We start from the raw sequence: 18,788 nt of genomic DNA, 5'->3' as shown, positions 1-18,788 counted from the left end.
CATTAAAAGACGCATTTTATTCCCCATACGCCCTATTTACGTCACGCCTGACCGTCGCCCCACTCTGGATGGGCAGTAGCGCAATGCGTAAACCTTTCATTACATGACTTGTAACGGTGGTTTGACGAATTACCGCTTTTGCCTTACTCTGCGCCGCAGATTTTGTTGCGGTTAAGCGTCGTTGTAGAGGAAAGCGTGAAGAACAGAACCCTGGGAAGTATTTTTATCGTCGCCGGAACGACGATTGGCGCAGGAATGCTGGCAATGCCTCTGGCTGCCGCGGGAGTGGGATTTGGGATGACCCTGCTGCTGCTTGGCACGCTCTGGGCATTAATGTGCTATACCGCACTGCTGCTGCTTGAGGTTTACCAGCATGTGCCCGCCGATACCGGGCTGGGTTCGCTGGCGGCGCGCTACCTGGGACGCTACGGCCAGTGGATCACCGGCTTTAGCATGATGTTCCTGATGTACGCCCTCACGGCCGCGTATATCAGCGGTGCCGGGGAGCTTATCGCCTCCAGCGTCAACGACTGGTTTGGCTCTGACATTACCCCTGCAACGGGGGCTATCTTCTTTGCGCTTATTGGCGGCGGCGTGGTCTGCGTGGGCACATCGCTGGTCGATCTCTTTAACCGTTTTCTCTTCAGCGCCAAAATTCTGTTTCTGGTTGTCATGCTGGCGCTGCTGGCACCGCACGTGCACAAGGTGAACCTGCTGACGCTGCCGCTGGAGCAAGGGCTGGCGCTTTCCGCCATCCCGGTCATTTTCACCTCGTTTGGCTTCCACGGCAGCGTGCCGAGCATCGTCAGCTATATGAACGGCGATGTCCGCAAGCTGCGTCGTGTGTTTGTTATCGGCAGCGCCATTCCGCTGATCGCCTACATTTTCTGGCAGCTGGTGACGCTGGGTAGCATTGACTCTTCAACCTTCGTCGGGCTGATGGCGCAGCACGCTGGCCTGAATGGTTTTCTGTTGTCGCTACGCGAGGTGGTCACCTCGCCGCACGTGGAGCTGGCGGTTCACCTGTTTGCCGACCTGGCGCTCGCGACCTCGTTCCTCGGCGTAGCGCTCGGCCTGTTCGATTACCTGGCCGACCTGTTCCAGCGTCGCAATACTGCCGCCGGACGGTTACAGACCGGAGCCATTACCTTCCTGCCGCCGCTGGCGTTTGCGCTGTTTTACCCTCGCGGGTTTGTGATGGCGCTGGGCTACGCGGGGGTGGCGCTCTCTGTCCTGGCCCTGCTGCTCCCTTCCCTGCTAGCGTGGAAAAGCCGTCAGCAGCATCCTCAGCAAGGATATCGCGTCGCGGGGGGAAAACCGCTGCTGTGCGTTGTGTTTGGCTGCGGGGTAATGATTATTCTGGTGCAGGTGCTGATTGCCGCCGGGATGCTGCCGGAAATGGGTTAAAGATAAAAGGGGCTATCATCAGCCCCTTTTTTTATCAGTGCAGGCAGCAGCTCTTAAACTTCTTCCCGCTGCCGCAAGGACACGGATCGTTACGCCCCACTTTCGTGCCGTTCACGACAGGCTTCTTCGCTTCCGGCTGCTGCGGGTTCTCCACCCAGTAGTTGTATAAGCGCAGGGCCGCAGGCTGGATGCTCTCGATGCTGGCGATATACTCCTCTTCGGACAGTTCATCCAGCTTCTCGCTGTTCTCTTCCGTTCCGTGCAGGGCAATCACGTCGAGATCGGCCTTCAGGGCTTCCGGCAAGGCTGACCAGTCCGTCAGCGCCACGCCGCGCATGTAGCCATAGCACCACTCTTCGACCACGGTGTAACTCTCACCGTCAACGTCGTTATAGCCGAACAGCGGCTCAAACTGATCCGGGTATTCACTCAGGCGCTCGGCAATATCGTTCATATGCTTAAAGCAGAGATCGATAAAACGGTTCATCTCGCGATCGTTTTTCCAGCGCGGGATGTACTTCTCCCCGCCCCACACCGCCACCAGCCAGGCATCTGGCTCAACGACAACAGGGCCGGAAAGCACTGCAGTAAGCATGCCGTCCAGTTCGGACACGTCAATTACGGACGCATCGTCATGACCGTAAGACATTAATGTCTCTTCCAGCCACGCCATTTCGCTTTCATTTAATGGACCTTCCGTCATCGCGGACACTCCTGATAAAAAAGGAAAGGATCCTACCACAGATCGCACACCTGCCCTGGCTGAAGTTTAGGTCTTTATTGCTGCAAAAGTGTGCAAATCGTGACCGTTGCACAACTTATGGGCTTTATTGTTAACGATGTGTGATCTCCGCTGTAAATTCTTCTCCTGGCGCAGGGCGGGATAACGCGGCGCTCTATACTCAAACATGTCATAACCCCGTCAAGGGGTTAACCATTCTGGCAACGTTTTTGCTTGCTGTTCTTCGCGCGACGCTGCGCATGGAAACCTCGCCGTATCACGCAGGATGCCGTTCGTTTAGTGCATTTTGTTCTTGCTCGTGTTTTTGGATTGGCTGCGCCCTGGGCGTTCAGGCTTACGCCGTGGTGCAAAAACCTCTTTGCTAAGGAACATAATAATGTCGCTGAAATTTATCAAAACGCCTGTTTCTCTTGTGCTGGCCGGTTGTCTGGTAACGGCATTTTCCGCCCGGGCAGATATCGTGATCGGTGTCGCCGGACCGTTCACGGGCCCTAATGCCACCTACGGCGATCAGTACTGGCACGGCGCAACGCAGGCCGCCGAAGACATTAACGCCGCAGGCGGTATTAACGGTGAGAAGATCAAGCTGGTTCAGGGGGATGACGCCTGCGAGCCTAAGCAGGCGGTGGCCGTCGCCAACCGCTTAGTCGACCAGGATAAGGTCAACGCCGTGGTCGGCCATTTCTGCTCCTCTTCCACCATGCCCGCCTCCGAGGTGTATAGCGACGCGGGCATCATCGCGATTACTCCCGGCTCAACTAACCCGCAGATCACCGAACGCGGCATGAGCGACATGTTCCGCATGTGCGGCCGCGACGACCAGCAGGGTCAGGTCGCCAGCGACTTCATTATCGACAAGCTGAAAGCCAAACGCGTGGTCATCATTCACGATAAAGACACCTATGGACAAGGGCTGGCAGACGCCACCAAAGCGGCGCTGGCGAAGCGCGGGGTCAAGGATGTGATGTATGAAGGTTTATCCCGCGGTGAAAAAGACTTTAACGCGCTGGTGACGAAGATCGGCGCGCAAAAACCGGACGTGGTGTTCTTCGGCGGCTGTCACCCGGAAGCTGGCCCGCTGGTTCGCCAGATGCGTGAACAGGGGGTGCAGGCGAAATTCTTCTCCGGCGACTGCATTGTCAACGAAGAGATGGTGACGGCAGCGGGCGGCCCGCAATATACCAACGGCATTTACATGACCTTTGGTAAAGATCCGCGCCTGATCCCGGACGGTAAAGCGGTTATCGACAAATTCCGCGCCGGTAAATTCGAGCCGGAAGGTTATACCCTCTACTCCTATGCCTCCGTACAGGCTATTGCCGCAGCCTTCAAGGCCACCGGCGGCAAGGATTCCGCGAAAGCCAGCGAGTGGCTGAAAGCCAATTCTGTCGACACGGTGATGGGCAAAAAAGCCTGGGACAGCAAAGGCGACCTTAAAGTGTCTGACTACGTGGTTTACCAGTGGGACGACAAGGGAAAATATAAGGAAGTGCAGTAACGGGACGGAGTCACGCTCAACGTCGGCGGGCTTGCCCGTCGGCGCGTAATAAACATCAGGCTGCGCGCCTCGCGCAGCCTATAAAACGAGCGCGCTAAGATGAGTACATTCTTCCTGCAGCAGTTAGTCAATGGCTTAACGCTGGGCTCCGTCTACGGCCTGATCGCCATCGGCTACACCATGGTGTACGGCATTATCGGGATGATCAATTTCGCCCACGGCGAAGTGTATATGATTTCCGCCTATCTCTGCGCCATTGGTCTGGCGCTGCTCTCTTTCTTCGGGCTTGAATCCTTCCCCCTGCTGATTCTGGGTACGCTGGTGTTCACCATCACGGTAACTGGCGTGTACGGCTGGACTATCGAGCGTATCGCCTACAGGCCGCTGCGCAACTCCACGCGCCTGGCGCCGCTTATCTCCGCCATCGGGATGTCGCTTATCCTGCAAAACTACGCCCAGCTGAGCCAGGGCCCGCGCCAGCAAGGGGTGCCGACCATGCTCGACGGCGTGATTCGACTGCATCTAGGCGACGGGTTCGTGCAGATAACCTACACCAAAGTGTTTATTCTGCTCGCCTCGTTTGCCGGCATGCTGGTGCTTACGTGGATAATCAACCATACCCGGCTGGGGCGGATGTGCCGCGCGGTACAGCAGGATCGCAAAATGGCCTCTATTCTGGGGATCAACACCGACCGGATTATCTCCCTGGTCTTTGTTATCGGCGCGGCGATGGCCGGCCTGGCGGGCGTGCTCATCACCATGAATTACGGCACCTTTGATTTCTACGTCGGGTTTGTGATTGGCATTAAGGCCTTTACGGCGGCAGTGCTCGGCGGTATCGGTTCCCTGCCCGGCGCCATGCTCGGTGGCCTAATCCTTGGCGTCGCGGAAGCCCAGTTCTCGGGCATGGTGAACTCGGATTATAAAGATGTCTTCTCGTTTGGCCTGCTGGTCATGATCCTGATTTTCCGGCCCCAGGGTCTGCTCGGGCGTCCGGTTGTGGCCAAAGTGTGAGGAAGAGAATGATGACATCGCACGGTTTTTCTCTAAAGCGCTGCGTTCTGGACGCGATTTTTTCCGGGCTGATTGCGCTGATTATCTTCGGCCCGATTGCCGGCGTGGTGCTGGACGGGTACAGCTTTAACTTTGCCGGACAACGGCTGGCCTGGATGGTCGGCATTGTAATGCTGGGGCGTTTTCTCTTGAGCGCTTTTTTGGGTACCGCCGCGGGCGCTCGTTTCCAGGCGCGCTTCGAAGCCGATAACGCGGGCGTCTATGTTAGGCCACCGGACTACAAAAGCCGCATGCGCTGGATTATCCCTCTGGTGATTGCGCTTGCGGTTTGCTTCCCGTTTGTCGCCACCAAATATGTACTGACCGTCGCCATTCTCGGGCTGATCTACGTGCTTCTTGGTCTGGGGCTGAACATCGTCGTGGGGCTGGCCGGCCTGCTGGACCTGGGGTACGTCGCCTTCTACGCGATTGGCGCGTACGGTCTGGCGCTGGGATACCAGTATCTGGGGTTAGGCTTCTGGAGCATGCTGCCGCTGGCGGCAATCATGGCCGCCGCTGCCGGTGCCCTGCTCGGTTTCCCGGTACTGCGCATGCACGGCGATTATCTGGCGATCGTCACCCTCGGGTTCGGGGAGATCATTCGCCTGATCCTGAACAACTGGCTGACCTTCACGGGGGGGCCAAACGGCGTGTCAGCCCCTCCCCCCACCTTTTTCGGCCTGGAATTTGGACGACGCGCGAAAGAAGGCGGCGTGCCTTTTCACGAGTTTTTCCACCTGACCTACAACCCGAACATGAAGTTTATCTTTATCTATACCGTACTGTTTCTGGTGGTGATGCTGGTGCTCTACGTCAAACATCGCCTGACGCGGATGCCGATTGGCCGGGCGTGGGAAGCCCTGCGAGAAGACGAAATTGCCTGCCGCTCGATGGGGTTGAATCATGTCCTGGTGAAGCTCTCCGCCTTTACGCTGGGCGCGTCGACCGCGGGGATTGCCGGGGTGTTCTTCGCCACCTATCAGGGGTTTGTGAATCCGACCTCCTTTACCTTCTTTGAATCCGCGCTGATCCTCGCCATCGTGGTGCTGGGCGGCATGGGCTCTACCCTTGGCGTGGTGCTTGCCGCCTTCGTGCTGACGGTAACGCCGGAGCTGCTGCGCAGTTTTGCGGAGTACCGCGTCCTGCTGTTTGGCATGCTGATGGTGGTGATGATGATCTGGCGTCCACGCGGCCTGATCCGCATTAACCGCAGCGGGTTTGCCGTGCGTAAGGGCGTGGCGCCATGAACGGAACGATATTGCGCGTGGAACATCTGATGATGCACTTCGGTGGGATTAAGGCGCTTAACGACGTTAATCTGGACGTGCAGCGCGGCTCCATTACCGCCCTTATCGGGCCAAACGGAGCGGGAAAAACAACCGTGTTTAATTGCCTGACGGGTTTCTATAAGGCTTCCGGCGGCAATATTTTATTTTCTACCCGCACTAAAACGACCAACGTTATTCAGGTCCTCGGACAAAAATTCCAGCCGGGCGACTGGATTAACCCCGCACAGTTCGGGCAGCGCCTGTTCTACAAAATGTTTGGCGGAACGCACCTGGTGAACCGCGCCGGGCTGGCGCGCACCTTTCAGAACATCCGCCTTTTTCGCGAGATGTCTGTCGTGGAAAACCTGCTGGTTGCGCAGCATATGCGCGTTAACCGCAATCTGCTCGCCGGGATCTTAAACACACCGGCATATCGGCGGGCGGAAAGCGATGCCCTGGACAGGGCCTTCTACTGGCTGGAGGTGGTGGACCTGGTGGAGTGCGCCAATCGCCTGGCGGGAGAGATGTCGTACGGGCAGCAGCGGCGTCTGGAGATCGCGCGGGCAATGTGTACCGGGCCCGAGATGATCTGTCTGGATGAGCCCGCCGCTGGGCTTAACCCGGTCGAAACGCATAAGCTGAGCAGCATTATTCGTTTCCTGCGCGATCGTCATGACATCACGGTCTTACTGATTGAACATGATATGGGGATGGTGATGGAGATTTCGGACGACATTATCGTGCTCGACCACGGCGATGTCATTGCCAGAGGGAAACCCGAACAGATCCAGCATGATGAAAAAGTGATTGCTGCCTACCTGGGTACGGACGAAAGCGAGGTGACCCTATGACCGAACCGCTGCTGGCATTTCGCAAGGTGGATGTGTTCTACGGCGCCATTCAGGCGCTGAAGCAGGTCTCCCTGGAGGTCAATAAAGGTGAGACCGTGGCGCTGATTGGCGCGAACGGCGCGGGTAAATCCACATTGCTGATGTCTATCTTTGGCCAGCCGCGCATCCGGAGCGGGCAGATTCTGTTCAGTGGCGACGACATCAGCCATCAATCCACCCACTACGTCGCCTCCGGCGGCATTGCGCAGGCGCCTGAAGGCCGGCGTGTCTTCCCGGATATGACCGTCGAAGAGAACCTGCTGATGGGAACCATCCCCATCGGCAACCGGTTTGCGGCTGAAGATATGCAAACCATGTTCGACCTGTTCCCTCGCCTCAAGGAGCGGCGCAAGCAGCGCGCGATGACCATGTCCGGCGGGGAGCAGCAGATGCTGGCGATCGCCCGGGCGCTGATGAGCCGTCCCAGGCTGCTGTTGCTGGATGAACCGAGCCTGGGCTTAGCGCCGATAGTTGTGAAACAGATCTTCCAGACGCTGCGCGAGCTGGCCCTCAACGGCATGACCATTTTTCTGGTGGAGCAGAATGCGCACCATGCGTTGAAGCTTTCCGACCGCGGATATGTGATGGTTAACGGGCAGATCCGGTTGAGCGGCAGCGGCGAGGAGCTGCTGGGAAATCAGGAGGTGAGGAAGGTGTATTTGGGCGGATATTAAAACGCCCGCTATAGCGGGCATAAAGATGCCGTATGGATTAACCAAACACCATTATCCAAACAGATAGTGGTTTAATTCCGCTCACCCTTATTTACAAAAAACTGCAACTTACAGGCGTAATGTTTCCCTTGTTAACCATTAATTCTATAAGGGATTAAATTATGTGGAGTGCCCATAAAGCCGCAGTTTACGCCCGCCAGCATGCGGGCGAGCATAGCCAGAAAAGATGTGCAGAATTTGTTTCAAAAGCCATTCGCGCTGTCGGTGCTAATCTGCAGAACACACATTATGCTAAGGATATGAAAAGCAATTTGATTTTGGCTGGCTTCCATCAGATTTACGGCGAGCCTGTTGAGGGTGACGTGGCAGTGATCCAGCCTACAGCCCACCACCCCTATGGCCATGCATGCATCTATGGCGGGAACGGCGTCTGGTACTCTGATTTTGTTCAGCGAACAATGTATCCGGGAAAAGAATACCGGGAAGTAAAGCCAGCGTATGCAATATACAGGCATGACTAACATGAAAAAAATAATTCTTGCTGCCCTGCTTCTGCCCACTCTCGTATCAGCTGCACAGAAGCTACCCCCTGAGGCATCCGCCGCCCTTCAGTTTAATAAGTGGTACATCTCGCAGATTCTTAGCGGGAAAGAGCCAATAAAAAACTATGAAGCGCTGAGCCGATACGTTACCCGCGAAACAATCAGCAAACTCAAAGCCATGGATAAGCTGGATCCGGATGAATATGACGTGCCTGACGTCGATATGTTCATAAAGGCCCAGGGATATGATGATGACTGGGGCATCGTCAGTGTGCGGGCATTAGATTACGATGCCGCATGCATGCAGGTGTATATATCATTCGGTAAAAAGCGGGATCACACCGTGATTGACTGCATGGTCAAAGAAAATGGCGCATGGAAAGTTCAGTCCGTGGCAAGCGTGAATATTTCTGACAACCTGAGCGCAGAATGATATCGGCGATATGACAGGGGTCCTGATGCAATGCATCTTCGCGAATCCCTGTCGTATCGCCGACAAATACACCTTCGCTCTGGATAACTGAATAACTGAATAACTGAATAACTGAATAACTGAATAATAACAATGATGCAAGAAAGCGGATTTCAGGCACAAAAAAACCACCTTTCGGTGGTTTCACGACACTGCTTATTGCTTTGATTATTCTTTGTTTCCCATGGTACCCGGAGTGGGACTTGAACCCACACAGCGCGAACGCCGAGGGATTTTAAATCCCTTGTGTCTACCGATTCCACCATCCGGGCTCGGGAAGAAAGTGGAGGCGCGTTCCGGAGTCGAACCGGACTAGACGGATTTGCAATCCGCTACATAACCGCTTTGCTAACGCGCCGTAAAACTTTTCTAACTGACACCCGCAATTGCGCATGTCTTTAATCTGGAGCGGGAAACGAGACTCGAACTCGCGACCCCGACCTTGGCAAGGTCGTGCTCTACCAACTGAGCTATTCCCGCATGTTATCAAGTTAACTGCTAACCACTTGATTTCATTATCGTCCGGCTTGCTGTGCCGCCGTTCGATGCGTTGCATTCTACTGATATGACGTGATGAGTCAACGTTATTTTTTGCTTGTCTGGATTGTTTGCTGAAAATTACGGCGAAACGATCACTGATCAAGCAAATCCCCACGCGCAGCGTTCAAATATTGCAGCATTGACCACAGCGTCAGCACTGCCGCCACCCACAGGAGGCCAATCCCCGCCCACTCAACCCAGGCGTTCGGACGCCAGAGCATCCACACCAGCGAGGCCATCTGCGCGGTGGTTTTCACTTTACCAATCCAGGATACCGCGACGCTGCTGCGTTTCCCCAGCTCCGCCATCCACTCACGCAGCGCAGAGATGATGATCTCACGGCCAATCATAGTTGCGGCGGGCAGCGTCACCCACCAGGTATGATAGTGCTCAGCCACCAGCACCATCGCGATCGCGACCATCACTTTATCCGCTACCGGATCGAGAAAGGCGCCGAAACGGGTGCTCTGGTTCCAGCGGCGCGCCAGATAGCCATCAAACCAGTCAGTTACCGCTGCAATAAGGAAGATCAATGCGCAGGCGAACGGTGCCCAGACGACCGGCAGGTAAAACGCCAGCACAAAGAACGGAATGAGTACAACACGAAAGAGAGTGAGCAACGTAGGGATATTATATTGCATAGTGACGGTAACTATTTGTTGTCAGTAAAATTTAGCTCTATGTTGCTACAGAGCCCTCAATGTTTCAACGAGTAGTAGATCTTTTCTGCCAGCCCTTGCGAAATACCCGGCACTTTTGCAATTTCCTCCATACTGGCGTTGAGTAATCCTTGCAATCCGCCCATATACTTCAGCAGCATCTGGCGGCGTTTTGGCCCAACGCCCTCAATAGTCTCAAGCGTGCTCGTGTTTTTGACCTTCGCCCGTTTTTTGCGGTGGCCGCTGATGGCATGGTCGTGCGACTCATCGCGAATATGCTGGATTACGTGCAACGCCGGGGAGTCCGGCGGCAGGCTGAAGCCCTCACCTTCCGGCTCAAAAAACAGCGTTTCCAGACCGGCCTTACGATCGGCCCCTTTTGCCACGCCTAACAGCAGCGGATGGTTTTTGTCCCACTCAACGTCGAGCGACTCGAATACCGCTTTCGCCTGACCTAGCTGCCCTTTCCCACCGTCGATAAGAATCACGTCCGGGATCTTGCTCTCTTCAATCGCTTTACCGTAGCGACGGCGCAGCACCTGATTCATGGCAGCATAGTCATCACCCGGCGTGATGCCGGTGATGTTATAGCGGCGATACTCGGCGCGCAGCGGGCCGTTGGCGTCAAATACCACGCAGGACGCCACCGTCTGCTCACCCATCGTATGGCTGATATCGAAACATTCCATTCGCTTCACTTCCGGCAACTTCAGGAGCGTCGCCAGCGCGGTTAGACGCTGGTTAACCGTCGATTGCTGGGACAGTTTAGTGGTGAGCGCCGTCGCCGCGTTGGTCCGCGCCAGCTTCAGATAGCGTGCACGGTCGCCGCGCGGTTTGGTTTGAACATTGACCCGACGCCCGGCCAGTTCGGAAAGCGAATCGGCCAGCAGGGTTTTGTCATCAAGGCTAAAATCGAGCAGGATCTCCGAGGGCAGCGTACGCATCTGGCTGCCCTGAAGATAAAACTGGCCAACAAAGGTTTCCACCACTTCACCCAGCTCGGTGCCGCCAGGCACCTTCGGGAAATAGCTGCGGCTGCCGAGCACTTTGCCCTGGCGAATAAACAGCACATGCACGCAGGCCATGCCGGCGTCGAAGGACACGCCAATAACGTCGAGATCGTCGCCGGTATTTGAGACAAACTGTTTCTCAGTGACTCTGCGCACCGCCTGGATCTGGTCGCGGATCCGCGCAGCCTCTTCAAACTCAAGTGCGGCGCTGGCTTTTTCCATTCTGGCGATCAGCTGGGTTAAAACCTGATCGTCTTTGCCAGCTAAGAACAGGCGTACGTATTCCACCTGCTGCGCATACTCGTCTTCACTGACCAGCCCGGCAACACAGGGGCCAAGGCAACGCCCAATCTGGTACTGTAAACACGGGCGCGAGCGGTTGCGGTAGACGCTGTTTTCACACTGGCGGATCGGAAAGATTTTTTGCAGCAGCGCCAGCGTCTCTCGCACGGCATAGCCATTCGGGAAGGGGCCGAAATATTCCCCTTTCGCGTGTTTTGCGCCGCGGTGCATCGCCAGGCGCGGATGGGTGTCACCACTCAGAAAGATAAACGGATAGGATTTGTCGTCCCGCAGCAGCACATTATAGCGCGGCTGGTAGAGCTTAATATAGTTGTGCTCAAGCAGCAGCGCTTCCGTCTCGGTATGCGTCACGGTGACATCAATATTCTGAATGAGTGAGACCAGCGCTTCGGTCTTACGGGAGGCAAGGTTACTGCGGAAATAGCTGGAAAGACGCTTTTTAAGATCTTTGGCCTTCCCCACATAGATAACCGTACCGCCAGCGTCATACATCCGATAGACGCCTGGCTGGCTGGTTACGGTTTTCAGAAATGCTTTTGAATCGAATACATCACTCACTGACTTAACAACGTCTCCGCGTTACATAAACCGTGCCGGATGGCCAGATGAGTCAGTTCAACATCACCATGAATGTTCAGTTTACTGAACATACGATAACGGTAGCTGTTGACCGTTTTCGGGCTGAGATTCAGCTGCTCTGAGATCTCATTCACTTTCTGACCCTTGGTGATCATCAGCATAATCTGCAATTCACGCTCAGACAAACTGGCAAACGGTGATTCCGTTTTCTCGGGTTCGATCTGGCTCAGCGCCATCTGCTGCGCAATGTCGGAGGCAATGTAACGCTGCCCGGCAAATACAGAACGGATAGCATTGACGACCTCCTGCGGTGCTGCGCCTTTGCTCAGGTAACCAGCTGCCCCCGCCTGCATCACCTTCGCGGGAAGCGGGTTTTCAGTATGCACGGTCAGCATGATGACTTTTGTATCAACAAAGGTACGCGCGATTTTGCGTGTTGCCTCAAGGCCACCGATACCGGGCATATTCATATCCATCAGCACCACATCGGCCGAGTTTGCGCGGCACCATTTTACGGCATCTTCCCCACAGCACGCCTCACCGGCAACTTTAATACCTTTAATATCTTCAAGAATGCGTCGTATCCCTGCGCGCACCAGTTCGTGGTCATCAACAAGAAGGACGTTGATCAAAGGAAATGTCTCCAGAATAGGGATAACGCTACTGAGTGATAATTTGGCTTATATTAACGGTTTTCATCACAAGATTAAAACGTTAAAAAATCGGCTATTCGATTTTGCTCTCGTTTTTGGAAATTAGCCTGTACAGTCCATGGAAAGAGAGCCCTTGCCATCAGAGCTTTTGCGGCTATTTTTAAGCATCTGTATTCAAAAAGTTACAAAAAGCTTGCACGCTTTCCTCGCGGAAAAACTCTTCTCAATTTTTGTAACAATAATTAACGGCGAGTAAACCAGGCGCAAACAATTAATAGCCGTACCAGAGCATCAGTTTACCGGCTGGCTCTGTTTACGCAAATAAACACTGGCGTAAAAGTACGAAAAACAACCGCTGCATTTTTTGCTGCAGCTTGTGGTATACTCCGCCGCCTTGACTTTCGTCGTCGCGCTTTAGCGCCGTTTAATAATGAGGAAAATAAATGAGCACACCTGAATTTGCCACTGCGGAGAATAACCAGGAACTGGCACAGGAAGTAAACTGCCTGAAAGCGCTGCTAACGCTGATGCTGCAGGCGATGGGCCAGGCTGATGCTGGTCGTGTGATCATTAAAATGGAAAAACAAATCGCGCAGATGGAAGACCAGGCGGAATCGGCCGTATTTGCTAACACCGTTAAGCAAATCAAACAAGCGTACCGCCAGTAACAAAAAACGGCTGGATGCAGTGCATTCAGCCGTCCACTCGTCTGTCACGCAGAACGTACTCTCTAATCAGATCAGTCCCGTAGCCGCCGCATAACAGGCAATCTGCGTCTTGTTTGGCGCATTAAATTTTTTCTGCATATTCTTCTGATGGAAGTTAACCGTATTCTCTGAAATAGAGAGAATGATCGCTATTTCCGCCGACGTCTTCCCTTCCGCGGTCCATTTCAGAATTTCTCGTTCGCGTTTGCTGAATTTCATCTCAGGCGGCATAACCATCTTATCTTCAAAACGCAGCAGCGCGGTTAATGCCATTTGCACCAGCATCTGCAGCCGCAACTCTATTTCCTCGCCGGCAAACGGCCCTTCCTGCGCGCGAGTACGGGAAACAGAGAGGAAGCCGAGCGCATGATTAGGCAGCATCAGACACTGCGTTATTCCCGAACGTAGACCGAAGTCCTGCGCCCTATGCCATAATTCCTGAGCATCCGCAAATAATTCGTCCGTCCAGGGTAAATGCCCCTGAATGAAATTCTCCGGCTTTAGCACCGGATCGATGGTGAAATAGTTCTCTGATTGATATTGCGCCAGCCACTGTTGCGGATAAGTGGCATGCACAGCAATTTTAGGCCGCGTAAACGGCACCGGATGGCGCACACAGAGTGAGTAATAATCGAATTCCAGCGCCTGAGTTTGTCGCTGAAGTTCATGATATACCTCGGCGGCACAGGTCAATTCCTGAAACCGCAGGGAGCAATCCCGTCGCCAGGTGAAAAAGTCTGAATCCTTCATACTTACTAAAAGAAGCCTCTGAAAAGATAATCATTATTATGGTGAATATAACCTAACACATAAAACTTATTTCTAACTACAAAATATCGGCACAAGCACAATTAACTGTGCTATGGATAAGGATTATTCTGTTCGGGTAGAATAAAAGAACACCGTTTAAGGCGAAGAGCGAGAATAATTTGCTCCAGAAGAACTTTCTGGAGCAAATGAGTGCATAAATGCTACTGCATAAGGAATTTTTCCAGGAACTGACGGGTTCGCGGTTGCTGAGGGTTAGCAAATAAGCTTTTCGCCGGTCCCTGCTCCACAATCCGCCCCTGGTCCATAAAGATGGCTCTGTCCGCCACGTCGCGCGCAAAGCTCATTTCATGGGTCACGATAACCATCGTGCGTTTTTCCTGCGCCAGCTGGCGGATGGTGTTCAGCACCTCACCCACCAGTTCTGGATCGAGCGCGGAGGTCGGTTCATCAAACAGGATCACGTCAGGGCGCATCGCCAGCGCGCGCGCGATGGCCACGCGCTGCTGCTGCCCGCCCGACAGGCGGCGCGGATAGCTGGTCTCTTTCCCTGCCAGCCCGACTTTGGCGAGCAACTCGCGGGCGCGTGCCGTCGCTTCCTCTTTGGGCTCACCTTTTACAATGACCGGTCCTTCAATAATATTTTCCAGCACCGTGCGGTGCGGGAATAGATTGAAGCTCTGGAACACAAAGCCAACATGCTGACGCAGGCGGCGAATCAACCCTTTCTGCTGGCTGATGGATTTACCGGCATCAATCGTTATCTCCCCAACCCGAATGGTGCCCCCTTCCGGCTGCTCAAGCAGGTTGATACTGCGCAGCAGCGTGGTTTTCCCCGACCCGCTCGGGCCAATAATCGCCACGACCTCGCCCTGCTCAACTTCCAGGTCGATGCCGTGGAGCACCGTTTGCCCGTGGAATTTTTTCACCAGGTTTTTGACGTCAATTGCACTCATTTTGGATCACGCTCCTGGCGGTTAAGCTGGTTTTCAAAGTAGTTTTGCAGAGCAGACAACACCGTCGCCATCACCCAGTAGATCAGCGAGGCGGCCAGATACATGGTGAAAACTTCAAGGGTGCGCGAGGTAATGAGCTGCGCCTGACGGAACAGCTCCGGCACCTGAATGGTTGCCGCCAGAGAGGTATCTTTCACCAGGCTGATGAAGCTGTTGCTCAGCGGCGGAAGCGCTACCCGCGCCGCCTGCGGCAGAATGGCGCGTCGCAGCGTCTGCCACGGCGTCATCCCGATACTGGCCGCCGCTTCCCACTGGCCTTTATCAATCGACGAGATCGCCGCGCGCAGGGTTTCGGAGGTATAGGCCGCCGTGTTAAGCGACAGGCCAATCATCGCCGCCGGGATCGGATCCAGCTCGATGCCGAACTGCGGTAAACCGTAGTAGATCATAAAGAGCTGAGCGATAAGCGGCGTACCGCGAAATACGGAGATATAAAAGCGCGCCAGCCAGCGTACCGGCAGGATGGGCGACATGCGCATTAAGGCCAGTACAAAGCCCAGTACAAGACCGAAAAACATTCCGCCGATACTGAGCTGCAGCGTGAATACCGCACCTTTCAGCAGGAATGGCAGGGAATCAATAACCAGTTGAATACTTTCTTGCATTATTATTTTTCGACCTGATTTTTAGACATGAGGATGATAAGCAAACAGCGCGGGCGCCCCGCCGGTGTGCACAAATAAAATCGGCCCTTCATCCTTAAAGCGTTTCTGCGCAATACCATCGATAAGCCCGGCCATCGCTTTACCCGTATAGACCGGATCGAGCAGTATACCTTCAAGGCGCGCCAGCAGCTTAACGGCTTCCATCCCCTCTTCATTAGGCGTGCCGTAGCCCGGCGCAAAATAGTCATCCCAGAGCAAGATCTCAGCCCTGGCCTTCAGCTCCAGCTGCTCTGCCACCGCCTGTTGCAGCGCCACTACTTTTGGCTTCTGGTCCGCGACGCTGCGGGAAACCGTCACGCCAATCAGCTCGACATCCGGCAGAAGCTGTTCCAGCCCCACCGCCAGCCCGGCATGCGTGCCCGCGCTTCCGGAGGCGACAACGACCGACGAGAGGCTAACGGCGCCCTCGCACTGCTGGGCGATTTCCAGCGCGCTTTCCACATAGCCCAGCGCGCCCAGCGCATTCGACCCGCCGACGGGAATAACGTAGGGGCGGAAACCCTGCGCTTCCAGACGCGTCGCCAGATCGTCGAGCTGCGCGGTCGGGTCGGTCAACGCATCCACCATCTCCACCTGCACGTTGAACAGGTCTAAAAGCAGACGGTTACCGTTGGACAGATAGTTTTCCGCCCGCGTGCCAATCGGGTTTTCCAGCAACGCCACACAGTGAAGACCGAGTTTTGCCGCCACGGCGGCCGTCTGACGAACATGGTTGGACTGAATGGCCCCGGCAGTAATAAGCGTATCCGCGCCTTCGCGCAGCGCGTCGGCCGCCAGAAACTCCAGCTTGCGCAGCTTATTGCCCCCCATCGCCATCGGCGTCACGTCATCGCGCTTAATAAAAATATCGCGTCCCAGATAATCAGAAAATCGCGGCAGGTACTCCAGCGGCGTCGGCGCACCGATAAATTCCAGACGGGGAAAGCGCGTTAAATTCTGTAGTGACATGGACTCTCCGGTAACTCAGACAAATTGTGATATTTTTCATTATGCACGCAGACGCGTAAGAAATAAAAAAGGCGCTTTTAAAAGCGCCTTTTTTCCAGGTCACCGACTTATTTGGTGACGTCGGCCCCGAACCACTTCTCAGACAGCGCCTTCAGGCTGCCGTCTTTCTGCATGTCAGCAATCGCGGAATCAATGGCTTTCACCAGATCCTCGTTGCCTTTACGGACGGCCACGCCGGATTCCTGACGAGAGAACGCATCACCCGCGACCGCCAGGGTATTGTTGGTTTTCTTCACCAGATCCAAAGCGGCCAGACGGTCAACCAGAATGGCGTCGATACGGCCTACGCGCAGGTCCTGATATTTCGTCGGGTCATCATCATAGGTGCGGATGTCCACGCCCTGAACGTTCTGGCGCAGCCACTCTTCGTAGTTAGTTCCCAGACCGACGCCGACTTTTTTGCCTTTCAGATCGGCAGCGGATTTAATGGAGCCTTCGTTACCTTTCTTCACCAGCGCCTGAATACCGGACACGGTGTACGGCGTGGAGAAGTCATACTTCTTCTTACGCTCGTCAGAAATGGTCACCTGGTTAATCACCACGTCAATGCGTTTTGAATCCAGTGACGCCAGCATACCGTCCCATTTGGTCGGTTTCAGGGAGGCTTTAACGCCGAGGTGCTTCGCCAGTTCTTCTGCAAATTCCACTTCAAAACCGGTCAGCTTGCCGTCATCGCCCTGGAAGCTGAACGGAGGATAGGTTCCTTCCAGCCCGACCAGCAGCGTACCGCGCTCTTTTACTTTATTCAGCAGGTTTTCTGCGGCGAACGTTTTCACGCTCATGCCCGCAACCAGCGCGACGGCCATAACACCCATCAGCGCCTGACGACCCAGAAGTGCAAATTTCATAAATACCCCGATATAGTGGAATTTTTACGTAGTGTAGAGAAATCGCCTGCAACGTCAAAGGCGACTGCGCTACATCTTATTCTTTTTTAATATATATCAGAAGTTGTTCCGGCGAGCGCTTTCTGCTTCACGGAACCCGGCATTTGCACCTTATATTGCGCATACTTGCGCAGCGCAATACGGTAGTTGTTGGTGCTGGTTGCAGGCAGCCACGGCTCCAGATTTTCATCCAGGTAACCGGTCTTCAGCAGATCGCGAGAGATATTGTTAACGCTCAGATGCTGCCCAAGACGGCGCAGGCGAACCACATATTCGCGCACGGTGCCGTGGCTCATCTCCGTTTGTTCAAACAGGAATTGCTTGAAGCCGATGATATCGAAGAAGTCGCTTTGCTCTTTGCAGTGGAGATCGCCACAGAAACGGCAAAGCGCCACCCACTCTTTTTGCTCTTCGAGCCACGCGGCTTCATCCATTAACGTGTCGAGGCGAGAGATAGCGATTTTATTCACGATCTCGCCGCGGCGAACCAGCGTGATACGATCGAGTAATTTGTTACAGTGGGCGCAATGCGTCTGGCTGTGTTTAAAGTCTTTCAGGTAGCGGCTTAAAGGCCGTCTTTTAGATTGCTGCACCGTCATGATAACTCCTGGTTGTCAATACGTTGTGCGGCATTTTTCGGGTGATTGGATCACCTATAACTTACCCAGTTTGGTTCGTAAGCGTTTAATGGCCTGGCTGTGCAGCTGGCTAACCCGCGACTCCCCCACCTCCAGAACCGCGCCAATCTCTTTGAGATTAAGCTCTTCCTGGTAATAAAGGGTCAACACCAGCTGTTCGCGCTCGGGCAGAGCTTCAATCGCTTCCATTACGCGCTGGCGTAAATTCCCTTCCATTAAATGGTGTAACGGGTTTTCCTGCTGGTGCTCGTCCGTCACCAGCTCGATGCTATCGCCATGCTCTTCGCGCCACTCGTCATAGGAGAAGAGTTGGCTATTATTGGTATCGAGCAACATCTGACGATACTCTTCAACAGCAATGCCAAGACGTTCCGCCACTTCGGTTTCCGTTGCGTTGCGTCCCAGTTCCTGTTCCAGCTGTCCCATCGCATGCGCCACTTCGCGCGCGTTGCGGCGAACGCTGCGCGGCACCCAGTCGCGGCTGCGCAGCTCGTCCAGCATCGCACCACGAATACGCTGAACTGCGTAAGTCGTAAATGCCGTTCCTTGCAGAGCGTCGTATCGGTCAACTGCATTCAATAACCCGATACCGCCCGCCTGTAGCAGATCGTCAAGTTCCACGCTCGCCGGCAAACGCACCTGGAGGCGCAATGCTTCGTGACGCACCAGCGGGACATAACGCTGCCACAGCGAGTGTTTATCCATTACACCTTCAGCGGTATAGAGTGAATTCACGATAAACAGCCCTGCGTTAGTTGAGTTATCGGCATGATTATCCGATTCTGCAGGGCGTTCAATTGGATGAAAAA

20 protein-coding genes and 3 tRNA genes are annotated in these 18,788 nt (G+C 54.6%); 9 read left to right on the top strand and 14 right to left on the bottom strand.

The features are described from left to right. Positions 1–195 precede the first annotated feature (195 nt). Positions 196–1,407: a tyrosine transporter TyrP gene (gene tyrP, locus ACMWL8_RS00280; protein ID WP_045260333.1), complete on the top strand. Its 1,212-nt coding sequence runs from the start codon at positions 196–198 to the stop codon at positions 1,405–1,407. A gap of 34 nt (positions 1,408–1,441) precedes the next feature. Here the strand turns inward: tyrP and ACMWL8_RS00275 are convergent, their stop codons facing one another. Further along, entirely contained in the window at positions 1,442–2,110 is a 669-nt protein-coding gene (locus tag ACMWL8_RS00275; protein WP_028013666.1) for a YecA family protein, read from the bottom strand. 415 nt (positions 2,111–2,525) lie between these two features. On the opposite strand from ACMWL8_RS00275, the gene ACMWL8_RS00270 reads away from it, so the two are divergent. The 7 genes from ACMWL8_RS00270 to ACMWL8_RS00240 all read left to right on the top strand — a co-directional run bounded on the left by ACMWL8_RS00270 (position 2,526) and on the right by ACMWL8_RS00240 (position 8,507). Further along, positions 2,526–3,647, top strand: coding sequence for a branched-chain amino acid ABC transporter substrate-binding protein (locus ACMWL8_RS00270; RefSeq protein ID WP_028013667.1), 1,122 nt, complete (start codon positions 2,526–2,528; stop codon positions 3,645–3,647). Positions 3,648–3,746: 99 nt separating this feature from the next. After that, positions 3,747–4,661 carry an ABC transporter permease subunit gene (locus ACMWL8_RS00265; RefSeq protein ID WP_045260334.1) on the top strand — a complete coding sequence of 305 codons (915 nt, stop codon included), beginning with the start codon at positions 3,747–3,749 and terminating at the stop codon, positions 4,659–4,661. Between the two features lie 11 nt (positions 4,662–4,672). Further along, positions 4,673–5,947 (top strand): high-affinity branched-chain amino acid ABC transporter permease LivM, encoded by a 1,275-nt coding sequence (gene livM, locus ACMWL8_RS00260; protein WP_045260335.1) that lies wholly within the window; start codon positions 4,673–4,675, stop codon positions 5,945–5,947. Then, on the top strand, positions 5,944–6,819 hold the full coding sequence (locus ACMWL8_RS00255; RefSeq protein ID WP_045260336.1) for an ATP-binding cassette domain-containing protein: 876 nt from the start codon (positions 5,944–5,946) through the stop codon (positions 6,817–6,819). The genes livM and ACMWL8_RS00255 overlap by 4 nt, the downstream gene beginning before the upstream one ends. Continuing rightward, entirely contained in the window at positions 6,816–7,532 is a 717-nt protein-coding gene (locus tag ACMWL8_RS00250) for an ABC transporter ATP-binding protein (protein ID WP_414751533.1), read from the top strand. The genes ACMWL8_RS00255 and ACMWL8_RS00250 overlap by 4 nt, the downstream gene beginning before the upstream one ends. A gap of 161 nt (positions 7,533–7,693) precedes the next feature. After that, a complete protein-coding gene (locus tag ACMWL8_RS00245; RefSeq protein WP_045260338.1) occupies positions 7,694–8,053 on the top strand; it encodes a CHAP domain-containing protein in 360 nt (119 codons plus the stop codon). A 1-nt stretch (position 8,054) separates the two neighbouring features. After that, positions 8,055–8,507 carry a DUF3828 domain-containing protein gene (locus ACMWL8_RS00240; RefSeq protein WP_045260339.1) on the top strand — a complete coding sequence of 151 codons (453 nt, stop codon included), beginning with the start codon at positions 8,055–8,057 and terminating at the stop codon, positions 8,505–8,507. 224 nt (positions 8,508–8,731) lie between these two features. Here the strand turns inward: ACMWL8_RS00240 and ACMWL8_RS00235 are convergent. The 6 genes from ACMWL8_RS00235 to uvrY form a co-directional block, all read right to left on the bottom strand. Continuing rightward, positions 8,732–8,818 (bottom strand) — tRNA-Leu (locus ACMWL8_RS00235). A 12-nt stretch (positions 8,819–8,830) separates the two neighbouring features. Then, positions 8,831–8,904 (bottom strand) — tRNA-Cys (locus ACMWL8_RS00230). Positions 8,905–8,950: 46 nt separating this feature from the next. Continuing rightward, positions 8,951–9,026 (bottom strand) — tRNA-Gly (locus ACMWL8_RS00225). A gap of 152 nt (positions 9,027–9,178) precedes the next feature. Beyond that, positions 9,179–9,727 (bottom strand): CDP-diacylglycerol--glycerol-3-phosphate 3-phosphatidyltransferase, encoded by a 549-nt coding sequence (gene pgsA / locus ACMWL8_RS00220; protein WP_041909393.1) that lies wholly within the window; start codon positions 9,725–9,727, stop codon positions 9,179–9,181. Positions 9,728–9,783: 56 nt separating this feature from the next. After that, positions 9,784–11,616, bottom strand: a complete 1,833-nt coding sequence (gene uvrC, locus ACMWL8_RS00215) for an excinuclease ABC subunit UvrC (RefSeq protein WP_045260340.1) — start codon at positions 11,614–11,616, stop codon at positions 9,784–9,786. Next, positions 11,613–12,269, bottom strand: a complete 657-nt coding sequence (uvrY, locus tag ACMWL8_RS00210; RefSeq protein WP_045260341.1) for a UvrY/SirA/GacA family response regulator transcription factor — start codon at positions 12,267–12,269, stop codon at positions 11,613–11,615. Before uvrY ends, uvrC begins: the two co-directional genes overlap by 4 nt. Positions 12,270–12,733: 464 nt before the next feature. Here uvrY and ACMWL8_RS00205 point away from each other — a divergent pair, with 464 nt between their 5' ends. Then, entirely contained in the window at positions 12,734–12,958 is a 225-nt protein-coding gene (locus ACMWL8_RS00205) for a DUF2594 family protein (protein WP_014832453.1), read from the top strand. Between the two features lie 66 nt (positions 12,959–13,024). On the opposite strand, the gene sdiA is transcribed toward ACMWL8_RS00205, so the two are convergent. The 7 genes from sdiA to ACMWL8_RS00170 form a co-directional block, all read right to left on the bottom strand. Next, a complete protein-coding gene (sdiA, locus tag ACMWL8_RS00200) occupies positions 13,025–13,747 on the bottom strand; it encodes a transcriptional regulator SdiA (protein WP_028013675.1) in 723 nt (240 codons plus the stop codon). 221 nt (positions 13,748–13,968) lie between these two features. Next, the gene (tcyN, locus tag ACMWL8_RS00195; protein WP_028013676.1) at positions 13,969–14,721 is read right to left on the bottom strand and encodes an L-cystine ABC transporter ATP-binding protein TcyN; all 753 of its coding nucleotides are present in this window, start codon (positions 14,719–14,721) and stop codon (positions 13,969–13,971) included. Continuing rightward, positions 14,718–15,386, bottom strand: coding sequence for a cystine ABC transporter permease (tcyL, locus tag ACMWL8_RS00190; protein ID WP_028013677.1), 669 nt, complete (start codon positions 15,384–15,386; stop codon positions 14,718–14,720). The genes tcyN and tcyL overlap by 4 nt, the downstream gene beginning before the upstream one ends. A 21-nt stretch (positions 15,387–15,407) precedes the next feature. Next, complete coding sequence (gene dcyD, locus ACMWL8_RS00185) at positions 15,408–16,394, bottom strand: D-cysteine desulfhydrase (RefSeq protein WP_045260342.1); 987 nt, start codon at positions 16,392–16,394, stop codon at positions 15,408–15,410. Positions 16,395–16,501: 107 nt separating this feature from the next. After that, entirely contained in the window at positions 16,502–17,302 is an 801-nt protein-coding gene (tcyJ, locus tag ACMWL8_RS00180) for a cystine ABC transporter substrate-binding protein (protein ID WP_028013679.1), read from the bottom strand. Positions 17,303–17,388: 86 nt separating this feature from the next. After that, positions 17,389–17,940 carry a flagella biosynthesis regulatory protein FliZ gene (gene fliZ, locus ACMWL8_RS00175; RefSeq protein WP_028013680.1) on the bottom strand — a complete coding sequence of 184 codons (552 nt, stop codon included), beginning with the start codon at positions 17,938–17,940 and terminating at the stop codon, positions 17,389–17,391. Between the two features lie 54 nt (positions 17,941–17,994). Continuing rightward, the gene (locus tag ACMWL8_RS00170) at positions 17,995–18,714 is read right to left on the bottom strand and encodes an RNA polymerase sigma factor FliA (RefSeq protein ID WP_014170714.1); all 720 of its coding nucleotides are present in this window, start codon (positions 18,712–18,714) and stop codon (positions 17,995–17,997) included. Positions 18,715–18,788 lie beyond the last annotated feature (74 nt).

Origin of the sequence: Enterobacter sp. 04-C-12-SI-ECC (assembly GCF_047530715.1) — a bacterium.
In the GTDB taxonomy this organism is placed as follows: Bacteria; Pseudomonadota; Gammaproteobacteria; order Enterobacterales; family Enterobacteriaceae; genus Enterobacter; species Enterobacter bugandensis.
This window is presented reverse-complemented; position numbering and strand designations above follow the sequence as displayed.